Genomic DNA, 17,169 nt, shown 5'->3' on the forward strand with positions numbered 1-17,169 from the left:
GGCCTTCGATTCAGGTCAGTATCGCCACAGCCTTGATCTGCGCCCACAGTTGTTGGCCGACCGCCAGTTGCAGTTGATCCCGCGAAAAACCAGTGATCCGTGCCAGCAGCGCAGTGCCGCCGGCCTCCAATCGGAGCAGCACGTGGGCGCTGTTGTCCGCAGGAATTTCGCCGGTCACCGTCACCGGCAGCCGATTGAGAATACTACTGGGTTCTTCCGCCTGTCGGCTGAGACTGACATCCCGTGCCTGGACCTTGAAGCGCAAGTGCTTACCGACGGCCAAAGGGGGGTGGGCGACCCGCACGGTCAGTAGGCTGCCGGGCAATTGCAGGGTGACCAGTTGGTAATGCGCGTCATAGGCACTGACCTGGCCTTCGATCACTACACCGGCGTCATCGCCGAGGGCCAGGGGCAGGTCGAGCCGCGCCAGGGTTTCGCCGATGGGGCCGCTGGCCAGCGCCTTACCGTCGCCGAGCAGGACGATATGGTCGGCCAGGCGCGCCACTTCCTCTTGGGAGTGGCTGACATAGAGCACCGGAATATCCAGTTCGGCATGCAGGCGTTCGAGGTACGGCAGGATCTCGCCTTTGCGTTTGTTGTCGAGTGCTGCGAGGGGTTCGTCCAGCAGCAGCAGTTGCGGACTGGTGAGCAGCGCCCGAGCGATGCCGACACGTTGGCGTTCGCCGCCGGACAGGTGCTGCGGATGGCGCTCCAGCAAGTGGGTGATGCCCAGCAATTCGCTGGCATGGACCATGTCTACTTGCCGTTGGGCGCGGGGAATGCGGCGCAGGCCGAAGTCCAGATTTGCCCGCACCGAAAGGTGCGGGAACAGGCTGGCTTCCTGGAACACGTAACCCAGCGCGCGCTTGTGCGGCGAGACGAAGTGCTGGCGACGGCTGTCCTGCCAGACTTCATCGTTGACCCGGATAAACCCCTGGGCGGCTTTTTCCAGGCCGGCGATGCAGCGCAGACAAGTGGTCTTGCCGGAGCCGGAGTCACCGTACAGCGCAGTCACGCCACGGCCAGGCAGGTCCAGGTCGAGGTCCAGAGCAAAGCCAGGGTAGTTCAGTTGCAAACTGACCTGTATCGAGGGTGCCATGGTTCAGCTCCAGCCAGGCTTGGTCTTGCGGCTCGAATACAACGCCAGCAACACGATAAAGGAAAACATCAGCATGGCGCCGGCCAGCCAATGGGCCTGGACATACTCCATGGCTTCGACGTGATCATAGATCTGCACCGAGACCACACGGGTCTTCTGTGGGATATTGCCACCGATCATCAACACCACGCCGAACTCGCCGACGGTGTGGGCGAAACCGAGGATCGCGGCGGTAATAAAGCCCGGTCGGGCCAGGGGCAGGACCACGCTGAAGAAGGTGTCCCAGGGATTGGCGCGCAAGGTCGCGGCGACTTCCAGCGGGCGGGTGCCGATGGCACTGAAGGCGTTTTGCAGTGGCTGCACCACAAAGGGCATCGAGTAGATCACCGAGCCGATCACCAGTCCGGTGAAACTGAAGGTCAGGGTGCCCAGCCCCAGGGATTGGGTGAGCTGGCCGATAAATCCCTGTGGCCCAAAGGCCAGCAGCAGGTAGAAGCCGATCACCGTCGGTGGCAGCACCAGTGGCAGGGCCACCACCGCACCGATTGGCCCGCGCAACCAGGAACGGGTATGAGCCAGCCATAACGCAATCGGCGTACCGATCACTAGCAGGATCGCCGTGGTTAGCGAGGCCAGTTTCAGGGTCAGCCAGATCGCGGCGAAGTCGGCACTCGTCAGCGGCATTTAGAGCTGGTAACCGTAGGACTTGATGATGGCTGCGGCTTTCGGACCTTTCAGGTAGTCGACCAGCGCCTTGGCGGCGGGGTTGTCCTTGCCCTTGGTCAGGATCACCGCGTCCTGCTTGATGGCCTCATGCATATCGGCCGGGACGATCCACGCCGAACCGTGGGTGATTTTGCCGTCCTTGTAGATCTGCGACAGGGCGACAAAGCCCAACTCGGCGTTGCCGGTGGAAATGAACTGATAGGCCTGGGTGATGTTCTGGCCGGTGACCAGCTTGTCCTTGACCTGCTCGATCAGGCCCAGCTTGGCCAGGACTTGGATCGCGGCCAGGCCGTAAGGCGCGGTTTTCGGATCGGCGATGGACAGGTGCTGGTAGGCGCTGTCATGGAGCGCCTGGCCCTTGGCATCGACGTAGCCGTCCTTGGCCGACCACAGGGCCAGGGTGCCGACGGCATAGGTGAAGCGCGAGCCGGCTACGATTTGGCCCTCTTTTTCCAGCTTGGCCGGGGTGCTGTCGTCGGCGGCGAGGAATACGTCGAACGGCGCGCCGTTCTTGATCTGGGCGTAGAACTGGCCGGTGGCGCCATAGGCCGCCACCAGCGTGTGACCGGTGTCTTTCTCGAAGTCGGCGGCAATTGCCTGGATCGGTGCGGTGAAGTTGGCGGCGACAGCCACCTGGACTTCGGCGGCCTGGACCGATGCAAAGACGAATAGGCCGAACAGGCAAGTTGGAGCAAAACGCGAGGCACGAGTGAGCATGAAGCGGCTCCGTTCAAACGTCGGGGACAGGCACAGGCGCCGCTTGTGATAGGAAGTGTGCGGCGCTCAGAGGAGTGAATCGCTATATATCGAAATATATAGCGATTTTATCCCGGTGGCGAGCGAGCGTTCCGACAAACCGGCTCGCCACAGACCCGCGTTTGGTCTCCCGTTGTCAGCGTCCGGTCAGTTTTGCCAATGCCTGTTTCGCCAGTTGCCTGGTCAGTGCCTCGGCCGGCAATTCCACTCCGAGGCGCAAGGCCTGACCCGACCATAGGCTGCTGAAGTCCGCTTCGCCCTTGGCTCGCAACGGCAACAGCGCCCCACCGGCTAGGGGGAACGCCGGGGCCATGTCGCTGATCGGCCCCAGGTCGCGCATCAGCCGGTTCATGATTCCACGCGCTGGCCGACCAGTGAACAGGTTGGTCAGGGCTGTCTCGCTGTCCTTCGCGGTGCGCAGGGCTTGGCGATGGAAGGCTGAAACCCTGGCTTGCGGAGTGAACAGATAAGCCGTACCCAGTTGGACCGCCGAGGCCCCGAGCATGAAGGCCGCCGCGATACCACGGGCGTCGCCGATGCCGCCAGCAGCAATCACCGGCACCTTCACCGCATCGACAATCTGTGGCACCAGGGCGATGGTGCCGACTTGGGTAGTGAGGTCGTGGCTCAGGAAGAGGCCGCGATGACCGCCAGCTTCATTGCCCATGGCGATGATCGCGTGACAGCCGTGCTCTTCCAGCCAGCGCGCCTCATCCACGGTAGTGGCGCAACCGACAATTGTCGCTCCGCTGGCTTTCACCCGGTCGAGCAGGGCTTCGGGAGGCAGACCGAAGTGGAAGCTGACGATCTCCGGACGCAGTTCTTCCACCAGTTGGCAACTGGTTTCATCGAAGGGGGCACGGCTGGAAATGGGTGTCGGTGCGTTGAAATCCAGGTCCAGTTCGCGGTAGTAGGGCGCCAGGCACTCCTTCCAGCGTTTTTCACGTTGCGGGTCGACGGCTGGCGGCTGATGACAGAAGAAATTAATGTTCAGCGGCGTCTGGATCGCTGCGCGAAATGCCTGAACTTCCTGGCGAATCTGTTCCGGGGTGAGCATCGCACAAGGCAATGACGCGAGGCCGCCGGCCTGGGCGACGCCCTGCATCAGCGCCGCCGTGGTGGCACCGGCCATTGGCGCCTGGATGATCGGTAGCTGGATGCCGAACAGCTCTAAAATGCGGGTGTCAGGCCAGGTGCTCATGCGACTTTGCTCCGAGGCAGATAACAGGATAACGACGAGACAGGGCTGGTTTGTATCAGCAATGATGCAGGCCTGGCCAGTCATCATCTGTTCGAGTAGGCAAAAAGAGTGATTTGTGGTGACGCTCAGGGCGGAATCTAGCTTGGGGAAACGCTGATTTATTCTGTTTTTCGCCCACGAAACGCCCTACAGACCTCGATCTAGTTGCGGTGCTCAGCTGGTTATTTCGGATAAACCAGCACTTCTCTAGGAGGTGGACCAGCTGTCCGCAAGGTGAAATTGATGCGCTCGGCTCCCAACCGTGGATGGTGGCCGTCCTTGATCGGCAGCACGCCATGATAGCGTAGCCGGTCGACACCGCCCCAGACCACCACATCGCCGTGGAACAGCGGAACGCGCAAGGTTTTGTCGTTGCGCTCATGGCCGCCGAACAGGAACATCGCCGGCAAACCCAGTGATACGGACACCACCGGAGCGTTAAAGTCCTGCTCGTTGCGGTCCTGGTGCAGGGACATCTTCGCCCCTGGTACATAGCGATTGATCAGGCAGGCATCGGGAGTGAAATGTTCAAAGCCCGCTGCCTGCGCGGCATCGACCGCCAGATGCCGGAACACCTCGGGCATGGCCGGCCAGGGCCGCCCGCTTTGCGGGTCGACGGCGCTGTAGCGGTAGCCGCTGCGGTCGGTGGTCCAGCCCAGGGCGCCGCAACTGCTCAAGCCGACGGACAGGGTGAAGCCACCTGGAGTGACCATCTGCCGGAACGGCGCCTGGCGTAGCACGTTTTGCAAGGCCGGGAGCAGGCGCTCGACCCAGGGCAGGGCAAAACCGCGCAACACCCACGACTGCTCACCGATCCGCTCGTTGCGCTCGGGTTGCTGTAGATCGTCGGCGGCAAACAGATCAAGGGTCATGGGCTGTCTCGTCAGGCCCTTCGTGTGCTTGCTTATAGGGCCTTACTGACTTTCATAACGACGATGACATCGTCACCTTCGCCATAAATTGCTTCCAGCGCGGCGCGGGCTTCGGCTTCAGTGCCGTTTTCCAGTTGGGCGAAATCGAAGCGGCGTTCACCGTTGAGGGTGTATTTGATGACATATTGGGTGGTCACGGTCATTCCAGTAACAAGAGAAGGTGGCTGTGTACGCTCAATTAACGCAGTTTCGAGCTGGAACGGCGAATAATGCGGATCGAATGCGTCAGGTTCGGCTTGCGGGTGACGCTGAGGGCGCGCTTGGTGACGACTGTGTCCAAGGTGATGTTCCAGAACCCGGTGCTCGGCACGGTGATCTTGGCCGGGAAGGTGTCGAAGGCCCCGCCGTGGTAAGTGTGACGGCCACCATTCTTGAAGCTGCGAAAGTTGGCATCATTCATCAGGCGGATGTTGCAGGTCTGGGAGCATTCGATCACGACAATGTCGTCTTCGTTGAGGTGCTCGCGCTGGTGGATGAATTTCATGGGCGCCTCCAGAAGGCTTTTTTCTACAAAATCAAAAAGATAACATGTGGTGTAGCGGGGCTTGCGGCTACGATGGAGGTATTCTCCGGACAGGCTGACAAGTTTGACGGATTACACTGTCTTGTTGCCATAGAAGTTGGATTTAATTCAGTTGCGAGGGAGAAAAATTCCATGAGTGCTGTCGGAGCGTCTTTATCGGAGGGTTTTTCATGAAGTGGGGCGTTTGGGGCGTTTTCTTGGCATTGAGTGGTTGTGCGAGTGTGCAGGAGATCCAGCAGACACCTGCGACGCTGAACGTGATTTCGGGCAAGAAGCCCGATGAATATGCCCAATGCGTGGACACGATCCTGACCAAGAGCCGTGGCCCTTCGTTGCTGACGCCACACAAGAGCGGGATCAAGATGGTCGTGCGTGACCGGCTGTCTACCTCGCCGGCCGCGCTGCTGGATATCGATGAGCGCGCCAACGGCAGCAGCATCAAGCTCTACGAGAGTATGTCGAACTTCCCGTTGCGCTCCAGCGCGGTGCTCGATGCGGCTACCCGCTGCATTTCCGGTCAACCCTGAGGCCGGCCTTCGTCACTTGCAGACCACCACCACCGTGCGGCTCTTGAAGTTGCCGACATCCACGCCCAGAGTCTTGTCGCTTTCGGCGGGCTGCGGTGTTCCGTCTGTGCCGACGAGGGTGTAGCCGGTCCCTGCACACGAAGCGTCGGCCTTCTCGTAGCATTGGGCCCAGGACATGGCCTGGCCCGAACAGTCGATCTCCAGGCCTTGCCGACCGTTGTCCAGGTAGGTCTTGGATGCGGTGGCGCATCCGCCCAGCGCCAGTACCGCAATCAATGCCAGAAGCCGTTTCATAGGATTCAGCCTTCAGTTGCCACGACGCGTGGCGGTGGGGGCTGGGGTGTCCTGGAAAACCGTCGCCACTTCAATAGCCAGTGCCTCGGTCGAGAACGGCCCGGCAATGTTCTCGCCATCGACACTGGCAACCCACCATTGGCCGTCTTTTGCTGGGTTGATCAGGTAACCGTTCACTTTTTTTGCTGTCGACATTGATCTGTCTCATTGGGAGGGATGGAGGGGCCGCAATCATAGCTTAGGCGCAAGCTGGTATTGGCAGCTACACTTGTTGCCTTGGCGCGCGTGGAAGTGTTCCTTGGGTGCCGTACTATTTGCCAGGCTTCTGGAACTATCCGCGCCAGTTTTTTTCTATGTGGGCGTCAGTCTGCTGTCGGCGAGGCATTGTAAGGTGAGCGCCGCCTGATTAGACTGCGCCGAAACTCGGACACACCGCCCTTCTTAAGGACTTATATGATCAAGAAATGCTTGTTCCCAGCAGCCGGTTACGGTACTCGCTTCCTGCCAGCGACTAAAGCCATGCCTAAAGAAATGCTGCCGGTGGTGAACAAGCCACTGATCCAGTACGGCGTCGAGGAAGCGCTGAATGCGGGCTTGAACGAGATTTCGATCGTCACGGGTCGTGGCAAGCGCGCACTGGAAGATCACTTCGACATCAGCTACGAGTTGGAAAATCAGATCAAGGGCACCGACAAGGAAAAATACCTGGTCGGTATCCGTCGCTTGTTGGACGAATGTTCGTTCTCCTACACCCGCCAGACCGAAATGAAGGGCCTGGGGCATGCGATCCTGACTGGCCGTCCGCTGATCGGCGACGAGCCGTTCGCCGTGGTCCTGGCGGACGATCTGTGCGTCAACCTCGAAGGTGACGGCGTGCTCAAGCAGATGGTCAAGCTGTACAAGCAGTACCGCTGCACCATTGTCGCGATCATGGAAGTCGATCCGCAGGAAACCAGCAAATACGGGGTGATCGCCGGCGACTTGATCGGTGACGACCTGTACCGTGTACGCAATATGGTCGAGAAGCCAAAGCCGGAAGATGCACCCTCGAATCTGGCGATCATCGGTCGCTATATCATGACCCCGGACATCTTCAACCTGATCGAGCAGACCGAGCCTGGCAAAGGTGGCGAAATCCAGATCACCGACGCCCTGATGAAACAGGCTCAGGACGGTTGTGTGATTGCCTACAAGTTCAAGGGTAAGCGTTTCGACTGTGGTGGCGCCGAAGGCTATATCGAGGCAACCAACTTCTGCTTCGAGCACTTCTACAAGGCCGGCAAGGCTTATTAAGCCAGAGCAGCCTCCAGTAGAAATCAAAAGCCATCCGCGGGGTGGCTTTTTTTTGGGACGTCCTAATGGCCTGTACGGTGAGTGGGGCTGACCAAAAAAGGCTACAGCGGTTATGCTGTGTGTCTGCCGAGGAGATGGAAATGGCCTACGATTTTGATCTGTTTGTAATTGGCGCCGGTTCCGGCGGTGTACGTGCGGCGCGGTTTGCCGCTGGTTTCGGGGCCAAGGTGGCGGTGGTCGAGAGCCGCTACCTGGGAGGGACTTGCGTCAACGTTGGCTGCGTGCCGAAAAAGTTGCTGGTGTACGGCTCGCACTTTGCCGAGGACTTCGAGCAAGCGCGAAGCTTCGGCTGGTCGCCGGGTGAGGCGAATTTCGACTGGGCGACCCTGATCGCCAACAAGGACAAGGAAATCAATCGCCTCAACGGCATCTATCGCAACCTACTGGTCAACAGCGGCGTTACCTTGCTCGAAGGCCATGGCAAGCTGGTGGACCCGCATCAAGTCGAGGTCAACGGCCAGCGTTACAGTGCCAGGCATATCCTGATCGCCACCGGCGGCTGGCCGCAGATTCCGGAAATTGCCGGGCATGAGCATGCCATCAGTTCCAATGAGGCGTTTTTCCTCAAGGAGCTGCCCAAGCGCATCCTGGTGGTCGGCGGTGGTTATATCGCCGTCGAGTTCGCCGGCATTTTCAACGGTCTGGGCGCCGACACCCAACTGCTGTATCGCGGCGACCTGTTCTTGCGCGGCTTCGATGGTGCGGTGCGCAAGCACTTGGCCGAAGAACTCGGCAAGCGCGGCCTGGGCCTACAGTTCAACGCCGATATCGAACGTATCGACAAGTTGGCCGACGCCAGCCTGAAAGCCACCCTCAAGGATGGCCGCGAGCTGGAAGCGGACTGCATCTTCTATGCGACTGGTCGACGTCCGATGTTGGACAACCTGGGCCTGGAAAACACCGGGGTGAAGCTGGACAAACACGGCTTTATCCAGGTCGACGACCTGTACCAGACCAGCGAGCCGTCGATCCTGGCCTTGGGCGATGTGATCGGTCGCGTGCAACTGACGCCGGTCGCCCTGGCCGAAGGCATGGCGGTGGCCCGGCGCCTGTTCAAGCCCGAACAGTATCGTGCGGTCGACTACAACATGATTCCGACCGCCGTGTTCAGCCAACCGAATATCGGTACGGTGGGCCTGAGCGAAGAGCAGGCGCGGGAGCAGGGCTATAAGGTACAGATCTTCGAAAGCCGCTTTCGGCCGATGAAACTGACCCTGGGCGAGAGTCAGGAACGCACCTTGATGAAGCTGGTGGTGGATGCTCGCACCGACAAGGTCTTGGGTTGCCATATGGTCGGTCCCGAGGCGGGTGAAATCATCCAAGGCCTGGCGGTCGCCCTGAAGGCCGGTGCCACCAAGCAGCACTTCGATGAAACCATCGGTGTCCATCCGACGACGGCGGAAGAGTTTGTCACCCTGCGCACGCCCGTCGCCAACTGATCATGTCCTTGGCGGTGGCGCCCGCTCGCCGTGAGCGAGAGGGCTCATGGCTGTAGGCGCAGGCCGGCGCGGATACCGTTGACGGTTGGTTCGAGCGCCTTGTAGCCGTCCGCCGAGCCGGCGTACAGCAGGGAATAGGCCTTGCCGTCATGGGCAGCGGCCACGAGGGTCTGGGTCATCACGTGACCGCCGTTCTGGGTGATGGTGCAGGTGGTTTCCACCGCCGCCAAACCGCCCAGGCTGCTCTCGTGAATGCGATTACACACGCTCATGAAACCGCGCTCGACGAAATTCTTCTGCACGGCCTTGCGCATTTCCAGCAATACACCGGGAAGGTTGACCTCGTGACCGGGATTGAGAACCGATTGAGTCAGTTCCATGACCATCATCGGATCGCCGTTGGGGGCGTTCTTCACCGCACGCTGGCGCAGCCCGCCGATGACCTCGCCCGCCGCATTTTGAACCGGCGGTAGCGTCTGTACTTCCCAGTCGCCGGGCCAACTGACCATCAACTCGTCAGCCAGGGCCGACGAGCCGCCAAGCAGCAGGAGGAGGGTGATGAAGCAGGCGTGGCGTTGCACAGGAATCATGGACAGGCACTGACAAGGAAGATTGAGATCAATCGTTACAGTTTATCAATAGATGAGGCCGATTTCTTTGCATCTTTGCTCAAGGTCGTTGCAGGGTCAGCGGCGCTGAATGTTGGGTTCTGACAAAAATTGGCGTTATCAACCTTCGCTGTTTTTAGCTACATCGTTATGTTGAGCCAAAACGACGACTCACTATGGTGCAGTGGCGTAGAGAAATCCCCAGAAACACTGGCACAATCGACCGTTGCTCAGCTAACCCTTTGCTTCTTAAGCTTAATCCCGGACAATCGCGCCCCTCTTATGGCCGGGGCACTGCCTGTGACGCGTTTTTTCTGCTCCGGTCGCGTGGTAATGACCGGCTAACGGAGATTCGACCGGATGAATGACCAGGCCAACAACGCCGACGAACGCTATGAATCGGCATCCGCTTCACTGAGCAACGGGAGCCGCCACGACACCACTTGGATGCTGGGCCTGTTCGGCACGGCGGTCGGTGCCGGGACCCTGTTTCTGCCGATCAACGCGGGGTTGGGTGGCTTCTGGCCGCTGTTGATCCTGGCGCTGCTGGCGTTCCCCATGACCTTCTACGCCCACCGTGGCTTGACCCGCTTCGTGCTCTCCGGGCGCGACGGCGCGGACATCACCGAAGTGGTGGAAGAGCATTTCGGCTTGACGGCCGGGGCGTTGATCACCTTGCTGTATTTCTTCGCGATCTTCCCGATCCTGTTGATCTACAGCGTCGCCCTGACCAACACCGTGGGCAGTTTCCTCGAACACCAGTTGCAGATCACGCCGCCGCCGCGAGCCATTCTGTCCCTGGTGTTGATCCTCGGCCTGCTGGCGGTGGTGCGTTGCGGCGAGCAGGTGATCGTCAAGGCCATGAGTATGATGGTTTACCCGTTCATAATTGCCTTGCTGTTTCTCGCAGTGTTTCTGATTCCCCACTGGAATGGCGGCATTCTCGCCACTGCCGACAGCTTGCCGCAACCCTCGGCGTTGTTGCACGCGCTGTGGCTGGCGATTCCGGTGATGGTGTTTTCGTTCAACCATTCGCCGATCATTTCCGCCTTTGCGGTTGACCAGAAGCGTCGTTATGGCGTGCATGCCCAAGCGCGCAGCAGCCTGATCCTGGCCCGGGCTCACGGCCTGATGGTGGTGATGGTGCTGTTCTTCGTATTCAGCTGCGTGCTGACCCTGTCGCCGGCGCAATTAGCTGAGGCCAAGGCGCAGAACCTGTCGATCCTGTCCTATCTTGCCAACCACTTCAGCAACCCGACCATTACCTTTGCCGCGCCGCTGATTGCCTTTGTGGCCATCGCCAAATCATTCCTGGGGCACTATATCGGCGCCAGCGAAGGCCTCAAGGGGCTGGTGGCCAAGAGTGGCCGCAAGCCGGGGGCCAAGGCCCTGGACCGCATGACGGCCGCGTTCATGCTGCTGATCTGCTGGCTGGTGGCAACCCTGAACCCGAGCATCCTTGGCATGATCGAGACCCTCGGTGGGCCGATTATCGCGGCGCTGTTGTTCCTTATGCCGATGTATGCAATCCGTCGGGTGCCCGCCATGCGTCAGTACTCCGGGCAGATCTCCAATGTGTTCGTGACACTGGTGGGCCTGGTGGCGATTTCTGCGTTGATTTACTCGCTGTCGACCTGACGGCGAACGGCCCGGTTGCCGCTCGATATGGCCACTGCCATTAGACCTTGGACGACTGACAATTTTATCAAATGTTACTGTTTTGTAAGGGGTATTAATAATTTATTTAACACAATGGGTGCTGAGTCGTGATTAGAGTCAGGGGTGAAGGAGAACCCATTCTTACAAGGTATAGGACATCAGCATGAAATTGATCTGCGTGGTACTGGCTTTTTTATTGGTATCGCTGGGGGGTGGTGTCTGGGCGGACCAGCAATCTTCCAGAAAGGACAAGCAACGCGGGCAGGCCGGTGAGTTCGACTATTACCTGCTGGCATTGTCCTGGTCGCCGACATTCTGCCTGACCCATGCCGGCAGCGCACAATGCACCGGCAAGGGCTACGGCTTTGTGCTTCACGGCCTTTGGCCGCAATACGCACAGGGCGGTTGGCCGCAGAATTGCGCGCCGTTGACTCCCTTGTCGGTCGAGCAGCGTCAACAGGGCCTGACGCTGTTTCCGACGGCCCAGCTGATGAAGCATGAGTGGAAAAAACACGGCACCTGCAGCGGCCTGGGCGCCAGCGCTTATCTGGACACCACCGATCGGGCATTGGGCAAGGTACGGATTCCCGATGCATTGCAACCCTCCACGCAGGTGCGGGAGTTCTCCGCCGAGGAAATCGCCCAGTTGTTCCGGCAGAGCAATCCAGGCATGCCGAACGATGGGGTGTCGGTGAGTTGTAGCGGCCCGCAACTGTCGGAGGTGAGGGTGTGCCTGCATCGGGACTTGGAATACGCATCCTGCGGCAAGGGCGTGAACAGCCAATGCCGGACCGGCAAGGTGCGATTGCCTCCGGTTCGTTGAGCCAGACACAGGTCTGTTTGAAGATGACCCCGAGCGGCCGGGCGCCGGGCAAGGAGCAGGTGTAATGGACATTTGCGTGGTGGGCGCGGGTATTGTCGGTTTGAGCAGCGCCTGGTTCCTGCACCGGGCCGGGCATCGGATCACGGTTGTCGAGCAGGCGTCCGGTCCCGGCATGGGCGCCGTGGCCGGCAACGGCGCGCAGTTGAGCTACAGCTACGTGCAGCCGCTGGCCGACCCGTCATTGTTGGCGGGTATCCCGAAACTGCTGCTCGACCGTAGCGGCCCTTTGCGCTTCACCCCGCAATGGAGCCCGCAGCAATGGCGCTGGTGCATGGAGTTCCTGGCGGCCTGCCGGACCTCGGTATCCCGCCAGACCACCGTGGAGCTACTGGCGCTGGCAGCCGAGAGTCGACACGCTCTGGAGGCGTTCATGCAGGAGCAGCACCTCGATTGCGATTTTACCCGTACCGGAAAACTGGTGCTGTACCCAGATGCTGAGAGCCTGGACAAGGCGCAGCGTCAACTGCGCTTTCAGGCCGGCCTGGGATCGCATCAGCAATCCATCAGCGCCGGCGAAGCGGTGGCGATAGAGCCCGCGCTGGCCGGCTACCGGTCGGCGTTCCACGGCGCGATTCATACCGACAACGAGTGTGTGGTGGATGGTCTCAAGCTGTGTCGCGAAATGGCTCGGATCATGGCCGATGAAGGCGTGCGATTTTTGTTCGGGCACAAGGTCGAGGGCTTCCAACGCCAGGGCCAGCGGATCGACGCATTGAACCTGCGGCATGCCCGTGACGGGGTTCAGGTGCTGCACTGCGAGGCCGTGGTGCTGGCGGCGGGGGCTCATAGCACCGGCTTGCTGGCGCAACTGGGCAGCCACCTACCGGTGTATCCACTCAAGGGCTACAGCATTACTTTGCCGATTACCGAGCACAGCCGGGCACCGTTGGTGAGTATCACCGACATACGCCGCAAGACCGTGTTCGCCCGTATCGGCGAGCGCCTGCGGGTTGCGGGGATGGTGGAGTTGTGTGGGATGGATGCATCGATTCCGGCTGCGCGCATCGAGCAACTGCGAGCGTCGACCGAGGCACTGTTCGGAACCGGCTGGAACACCGCGGATTGTCAGCCCTGGAGTGGCTGGCGGCCGGCCACGCCCACCGGTCGGCCTGTGCTTGAATGCCCTGCGGGCGGTAATCTGTACCTCAATACCGGCCATGGCGCACTGGGCATGACCTTGGCCTTCGGCAGTGCGCGGCGACTGGTTCGACTGGTCGAACACACGACCGGCTGAAAGCGCCGCTGATTCTTGCCCCACCCATGTCCCCGAGGGAGTAGAGGAGCGCGCCTGTGTAACGCCGCTCCCCCTCAACCCAGCACTTCGCGCAACCGATGCCATAACATCCCCAATGCCAACAGCGGCGAGCGCAAGGCCTTGCCGCCGGGGAAGGTCATATGCGGGACCGCGCTGAAGATGTCCATGCCCCGGCTCTGGCCGGCATGGATGGCTTCGGCCAGCAGGCGCGCGGTCCAGTGGGTCACGTTGACGCCGTGACCCGAGTATCCCTGGGCATAAAATACATTCGGGTGTTGCTGCAAACGTCCTACTTGCGGGAAGCGGTTGGCAGTGATACCGATCTTGCCGCCCCATTGGTAGTCGATGCGCACATCGGCCAGCATCGGGAATACCTTGAGCATCTTCGGTCGCATATAGGCACCGATGTCCGCGGGGTCCCGCCCGGAGTAGTGGCAGGCACCGCCGAACAACAGGCGGCGCTCGGCGCAAAGGCGGTAGTAGTCCAGGCCAACCTTTTGGTCGCACAGCGCCAGGTCCAGCGGGATCAGTTCGGCAGCCATTGCCGGAGTCAGCGGTTCGGTGGCGATGATATAGCTGCCGGCGGGCAGGACCTTGCCGTTCAGCCGTGGCTCCAGGTCTTCCAGGTGTGCATTGCAGGCCAGCACCAGGCTGCCGGCGCGCACCGAACCGGCGGCACAGCGTACCTGCACGGTGTCACCATGAACCAGTTCGAGTACCGGGCTCTGCTCGAAGATCCGTACCCCCAGCGACTCGGCCACGCGCGCTTCGCCGAGGACCAGGTTGAGCGGATGCAAATGGCCCGAGCCCATGTCGATCAGGCCACCGGCATAGATGCTCGAAGCCACCACCTGGCGCATGTCCCGTGGCTCGACAAGCCGCGTTTCATGGCTGTAGCCCAGCTCCGCCAGATGCTCCTGCTCGGTGCGCAACGCAGCGAACTGCGCTGCAGTATTGGCCAGTTCGCAGAAACCCCAGCGCAGGTCGCAGTCGATGGCATGCTGGCGGACACGGTCGCCGACCACCGCCACCGACTCGATACCGGCACGTTCCAGGTAACGCACCCCGTCGGTGCCGACGTACTTGGCGAAACCGCTGACATCATGACCGATGCCGCGGATCAACTGACCGCCATTGCGCCCGCTGGCGCCCCAACCGATTCGCCGACCCTCGACCAGGATGACCGAAAGTCCGCGCTGGGCCAGCTCGATAGCCGTGTTGACACCGGTGAAACCGCCGCCGATCACGCAGACATCGGCGCTCAGATGCGATTCGAGTCGGGGACGATCCGGTATCGAGTGGGCGGACGCGGCGTAATAGGAGCGGGTATGTTCCATTGTGCGGTCATGGATCATTTGTTGGTCTTCACTTTGCTCCAGGAGCGGGTCATCAGGCGCATGATTTCCGGTTTCGGGGTGGTTGAAATATACAGTTTGTCGAGGACTTCTTGCGGTGGGTAGACCTCGGGATTGTGTACCAGGTCGGTATCCATGTATTGCTGTGCGGCTGGGTTGGGGTTGGCGTAACCGACGGTCGCGCTGACCTTAGCGATCACCTGGGGATCGAGCAAGTAGTTGATGAAGGCATGGGCCTCTTTCACATTGCTCGCATCGGCGGGGATCGCCATCAGGTCGAACCATAGGTTGGCGCCTTCCTTGGGAATTGAGTAGGCGATATTGATGCCATTGTTGGCTTCCTTGGCCCGGTTGGCGGCCTGGAACACGTCGCCGGAGTAGCCGAAGGCGACGCAGATATCCCCGTTGGCCAGGTCCGAGATGTACTTGGAGGAGTGGAAGTAGGTGATGTATGGCCGCAGGGTCAGCAGCTTGGCCTCGGCTTTCTTGTAGTCCTCGGGATTGGAGCTGAGCGGGTCCATGCCCATGTAGTTGAGGATCGCCGGGAACACTTCGTCCGGTGAGTCCATAAAGGACACGCCGCACTGGCTGAGTTTCTTCAGGTTCTCGGGTTCGAACAGCACGGCCCAGGAGTCGATATGGTCGATGCCCAGGGCCTGCTTGACCTTCTCGACGTTGTAGCCGACGCCGTTGGTGCCCCACAGATAAGGAACCGAGTGCTCGTTGCCCGGATCGTTTTTCTCCAGCAGCTTGAGCAGTTTCGGATCGAGGTTCTGCCAGTTCGGCAGTTGCGAACGGTCGAGCTTGAGGAAGGCCCCGGCTTTTACCTGGCGAGCGAGGAAATGGTTGGAAGGCACGACCACGTCGTAGCCGGTGCGTCCGGCCAGCAACTTGCCCTCCAGGGTTTCGTTGGAGTCGAACACGTCATAAATCACCTTGATGCCGTTCTTCGCCTGGAAGTCGGCGAGGGTGGTTTCACCGATGTAGTCGGTCCAGTTGTAGACACTGACGGTCGGTTCAGCATGAGCCGTGGCGCTGAACAGCAGCGCCACGGCAACCGGAATCGCGGATTTCAATAGACGCATAGCGCACCTCGTTTAATTGTTTTTATCCCAGGAGTCAGACACTCAGCAACAGGAACTCGCGCTCCCAAGAGCTGATCACACGCTTGAAGTTCTCATGTTCGGCCCGCTTGACCGCCACATAGCCGCGCACGAACTGGGTGCCTAGGTAGCGATCAATGGTCGGGCAGTCTTCCATGTGAGCCAGGGCGTCTTCGATGGTGATGGGCAGCCGCAGGTTGCGGCGTTCATAGGCTCGGCCTTCCACGGGGGCGTTGGGCTCGATGCCTTCGATCATGCCCAAGTAACCGCACAGCAGGCTGGCGGCAATGGCCAGGTACGGGTTGGCGTCGGCGCCCGGCAGGCGGTTTTCCACGCGCATGGCCTCGGGGCTGGAAGTCGGTACGCGCAGGCCGACGGTGCGATTTTCCTCGCCCCATTCGACGTTGACCGGCGCCGAGGTGTCCGGCAGGAAGCGGCGGAACGAGTTGACGTTGGGGGCGAACATCGGCAGGACCTTGGGGATGTATTTCTGCAAGCCGCCGATGTGATGCAGGAACAATTGGCTCTTGGAACCGTCGTCATTGACGAAGATTGGCTTGCCGGTGGCGATGTCGATCACGCTTTGGTGCAGGTGCATGGCGCTGCCGGGTTCGTCGGCGATGGGCTTGGCCATGAAGGTCGCGGTGACGTTGTGCTTGAGTGCCGCTTCGCGCAGGGTGCGCTTGAACACAGTGATCTGGTCGGCCAGGTCGAGGGCGTCGCCATGACGGAAGTTGATTTCCATCTGCGCCGGGCCATCCTCGTGGATCAGCGTGTCGAGGTCCAGACCTTGCAACTCGCACCAGTCATAGACATCTTCGAACAGCGGATCGAATTCGTTGGCGGCATCGATGGAGAACGACTGTCGACCGCTTTCGGCGCGGCCCGAGCGGCCCAAGGGTGGCTTGAGGGGCAGGTCCGGATCTTCGCAACGCTGGGTCAGGTAGAACTCCATCTCGGGGGCCACGATAGGTTGCCAGCCCTTGTCGGTGTAGAGCTGCAGGACCTTCTTCAGGACATTGCGCGGCGACAGCTCGACCGGATTGCCCTGTTTGTCGAAGGTGTCGTGGATCACGATAGCGGTCGGCTCGATGGCCCATGGCACCACATAGATCGCCGAAGCGTCGGGCCGGCAGATCATGTCGATATCGGCGGGGTCGAGCAGGTCGTAATAGACATCGTCGTCGACGAAGTCCCCGGTTACCGTTTGCAGCAGCACACTTTCCGGCAGGCGCATGCCTCGTTCATGCAGGAACTTGTTGGTGGGTGCTATCTTGCCGCGAGCGATACCGGTCAGGTCGCTGACCACACACTCTACTTCGGTAATCTTGTGTTCTTTCAGCCAGGAAGACAGCTGATCGAAAGGGGCATTCATAAGGACCTCGTCGTTGGTTTTATCAACGCCAGGTTAGACCTC

General features: G+C 60.4%; 19 protein-coding genes. 6 read left to right on the forward strand and 13 right to left on the reverse strand.

Features of this window, described 5'->3' with window-relative positions; all coding sequences use genetic code 11:
- Window positions 1-10 precede the first annotated feature (10 nt).
- From modC to AWM79_RS04815, 7 genes are all read right to left on the reverse strand, one after another.
- Window positions 11-1,099 (reverse strand): molybdenum ABC transporter ATP-binding protein, encoded by a 1,089-nt coding sequence (gene modC / locus AWM79_RS04790; RefSeq protein ID WP_017131184.1) that lies wholly within the window; start codon window positions 1,097-1,099, stop codon window positions 11-13.
- A gap of 3 nt (window positions 1,100-1,102) precedes the next feature.
- On the reverse strand, window positions 1,103-1,783 hold the full coding sequence (gene modB, locus AWM79_RS04795) for a molybdate ABC transporter permease subunit (RefSeq protein WP_017131185.1): 681 nt from the start codon (window positions 1,781-1,783) through the stop codon (window positions 1,103-1,105).
- The gene (gene modA, locus AWM79_RS04800) at window positions 1,784-2,542 is read right to left on the reverse strand and encodes a molybdate ABC transporter substrate-binding protein (protein WP_060782270.1); all 759 of its coding nucleotides are present in this window, start codon (window positions 2,540-2,542) and stop codon (window positions 1,784-1,786) included.
- A gap of 175 nt (window positions 2,543-2,717) precedes the next feature.
- Entirely contained in the window at window positions 2,718-3,782 is a 1,065-nt protein-coding gene (locus AWM79_RS04805) for an NAD(P)H-dependent flavin oxidoreductase (RefSeq protein WP_060782271.1), read from the reverse strand.
- 221 nt (window positions 3,783-4,003) lie between these two features.
- A complete protein-coding gene (alkB, locus tag AWM79_RS04810) occupies window positions 4,004-4,693 on the reverse strand; it encodes a DNA oxidative demethylase AlkB (protein WP_060782272.1) in 690 nt (229 codons plus the stop codon).
- A gap of 32 nt (window positions 4,694-4,725) precedes the next feature.
- Window positions 4,726-4,890: a hypothetical protein gene (locus tag AWM79_RS25240; RefSeq protein WP_167375408.1), complete on the reverse strand. Its 165-nt coding sequence runs from the start codon at window positions 4,888-4,890 to the stop codon at window positions 4,726-4,728.
- Window positions 4,891-4,931: 41 nt separating this feature from the next.
- On the reverse strand, window positions 4,932-5,237 hold the full coding sequence (locus AWM79_RS04815; protein ID WP_060782273.1) for a DUF1883 domain-containing protein: 306 nt from the start codon (window positions 5,235-5,237) through the stop codon (window positions 4,932-4,934).
- 209 nt (window positions 5,238-5,446) lie between these two features.
- On the opposite strand from AWM79_RS04815, the gene AWM79_RS04820 reads away from it, so the two are divergent.
- On the forward strand, window positions 5,447-5,803 hold the full coding sequence (locus AWM79_RS04820) for a hypothetical protein (protein WP_017131192.1): 357 nt from the start codon (window positions 5,447-5,449) through the stop codon (window positions 5,801-5,803).
- A 12-nt stretch (window positions 5,804-5,815) separates the two neighbouring features.
- Here the strand turns inward: AWM79_RS04820 and AWM79_RS04825 are convergent, their stop codons facing one another.
- Both AWM79_RS04825 and AWM79_RS04830 read right to left on the reverse strand, forming a co-directional pair.
- A complete protein-coding gene (locus tag AWM79_RS04825) occupies window positions 5,816-6,097 on the reverse strand; it encodes a hypothetical protein (RefSeq protein ID WP_060782274.1) in 282 nt (93 codons plus the stop codon).
- A 12-nt stretch (window positions 6,098-6,109) separates the two neighbouring features.
- Window positions 6,110-6,292, reverse strand: coding sequence for a hypothetical protein (locus tag AWM79_RS04830; protein WP_060782275.1), 183 nt, complete (start codon window positions 6,290-6,292; stop codon window positions 6,110-6,112).
- A gap of 258 nt (window positions 6,293-6,550) precedes the next feature.
- Here AWM79_RS04830 and galU point away from each other — a divergent pair, with 258 nt between their 5' ends.
- Window positions 6,551-7,390, forward strand: coding sequence for a UTP--glucose-1-phosphate uridylyltransferase GalU (galU, locus tag AWM79_RS04835; RefSeq protein WP_017131195.1), 840 nt, complete (start codon window positions 6,551-6,553; stop codon window positions 7,388-7,390).
- A gap of 140 nt (window positions 7,391-7,530) precedes the next feature.
- Window positions 7,531-8,889 carry a glutathione-disulfide reductase gene (gene gorA, locus AWM79_RS04840; protein WP_017131196.1) on the forward strand — a complete coding sequence of 453 codons (1,359 nt, stop codon included), beginning with the start codon at window positions 7,531-7,533 and terminating at the stop codon, window positions 8,887-8,889.
- Between the two features lie 44 nt (window positions 8,890-8,933).
- Here gorA and AWM79_RS04845 read toward each other — a convergent pair whose 3' ends face one another.
- Complete coding sequence (locus AWM79_RS04845) at window positions 8,934-9,479, reverse strand: DUF4946 domain-containing protein (RefSeq protein WP_060782276.1); 546 nt, start codon at window positions 9,477-9,479, stop codon at window positions 8,934-8,936.
- A gap of 378 nt (window positions 9,480-9,857) precedes the next feature.
- On the opposite strand from AWM79_RS04845, the gene AWM79_RS04850 reads away from it, so the two are divergent.
- The 3 genes from AWM79_RS04850 (at window position 9,858) to AWM79_RS04860 (ending at window position 13,273) form a co-directional block, all read left to right on the forward strand.
- The gene (locus AWM79_RS04850) at window positions 9,858-11,135 is read left to right on the forward strand and encodes a serine/threonine transporter (protein WP_060782277.1); all 1,278 of its coding nucleotides are present in this window, start codon (window positions 9,858-9,860) and stop codon (window positions 11,133-11,135) included.
- Window positions 11,136-11,319: 184 nt separating this feature from the next.
- A complete protein-coding gene (locus tag AWM79_RS04855; protein WP_017131203.1) occupies window positions 11,320-11,979 on the forward strand; it encodes a ribonuclease T2 family protein in 660 nt (219 codons plus the stop codon).
- Window positions 11,980-12,043: 64 nt separating this feature from the next.
- Window positions 12,044-13,273 (forward strand): D-amino acid dehydrogenase, encoded by a 1,230-nt coding sequence (locus AWM79_RS04860; RefSeq protein WP_017131204.1) that lies wholly within the window; start codon window positions 12,044-12,046, stop codon window positions 13,271-13,273.
- Between the two features lie 74 nt (window positions 13,274-13,347).
- Here the strand turns inward: AWM79_RS04860 and AWM79_RS04865 are convergent, their stop codons facing one another.
- Genes AWM79_RS04865 through AWM79_RS04875 form a run of 3 tightly spaced genes read right to left on the reverse strand, consistent with a single transcriptional unit; the run spans window position 13,348 to window position 17,127 of the window.
- Window positions 13,348-14,649: an NAD(P)/FAD-dependent oxidoreductase gene (locus AWM79_RS04865; protein WP_060782278.1), complete on the reverse strand. Its 1,302-nt coding sequence runs from the start codon at window positions 14,647-14,649 to the stop codon at window positions 13,348-13,350.
- The gene (locus AWM79_RS04870) at window positions 14,646-15,734 is read right to left on the reverse strand and encodes a polyamine ABC transporter substrate-binding protein (protein WP_060782279.1); all 1,089 of its coding nucleotides are present in this window, start codon (window positions 15,732-15,734) and stop codon (window positions 14,646-14,648) included. The genes AWM79_RS04865 and AWM79_RS04870 overlap by 4 nt, the downstream gene beginning before the upstream one ends.
- Window positions 15,735-15,768: 34 nt before the next feature.
- Window positions 15,769-17,127, reverse strand: coding sequence for a glutamine synthetase family protein (locus AWM79_RS04875; RefSeq protein WP_017131207.1), 1,359 nt, complete (start codon window positions 17,125-17,127; stop codon window positions 15,769-15,771).
- Window positions 17,128-17,169 lie beyond the last annotated feature (42 nt).

This window comes from Pseudomonas agarici, assembly GCF_001543125.1.
GTDB classification, from domain to species: Bacteria; Pseudomonadota; Gammaproteobacteria; order Pseudomonadales; family Pseudomonadaceae; genus Aquipseudomonas; species Aquipseudomonas agarici.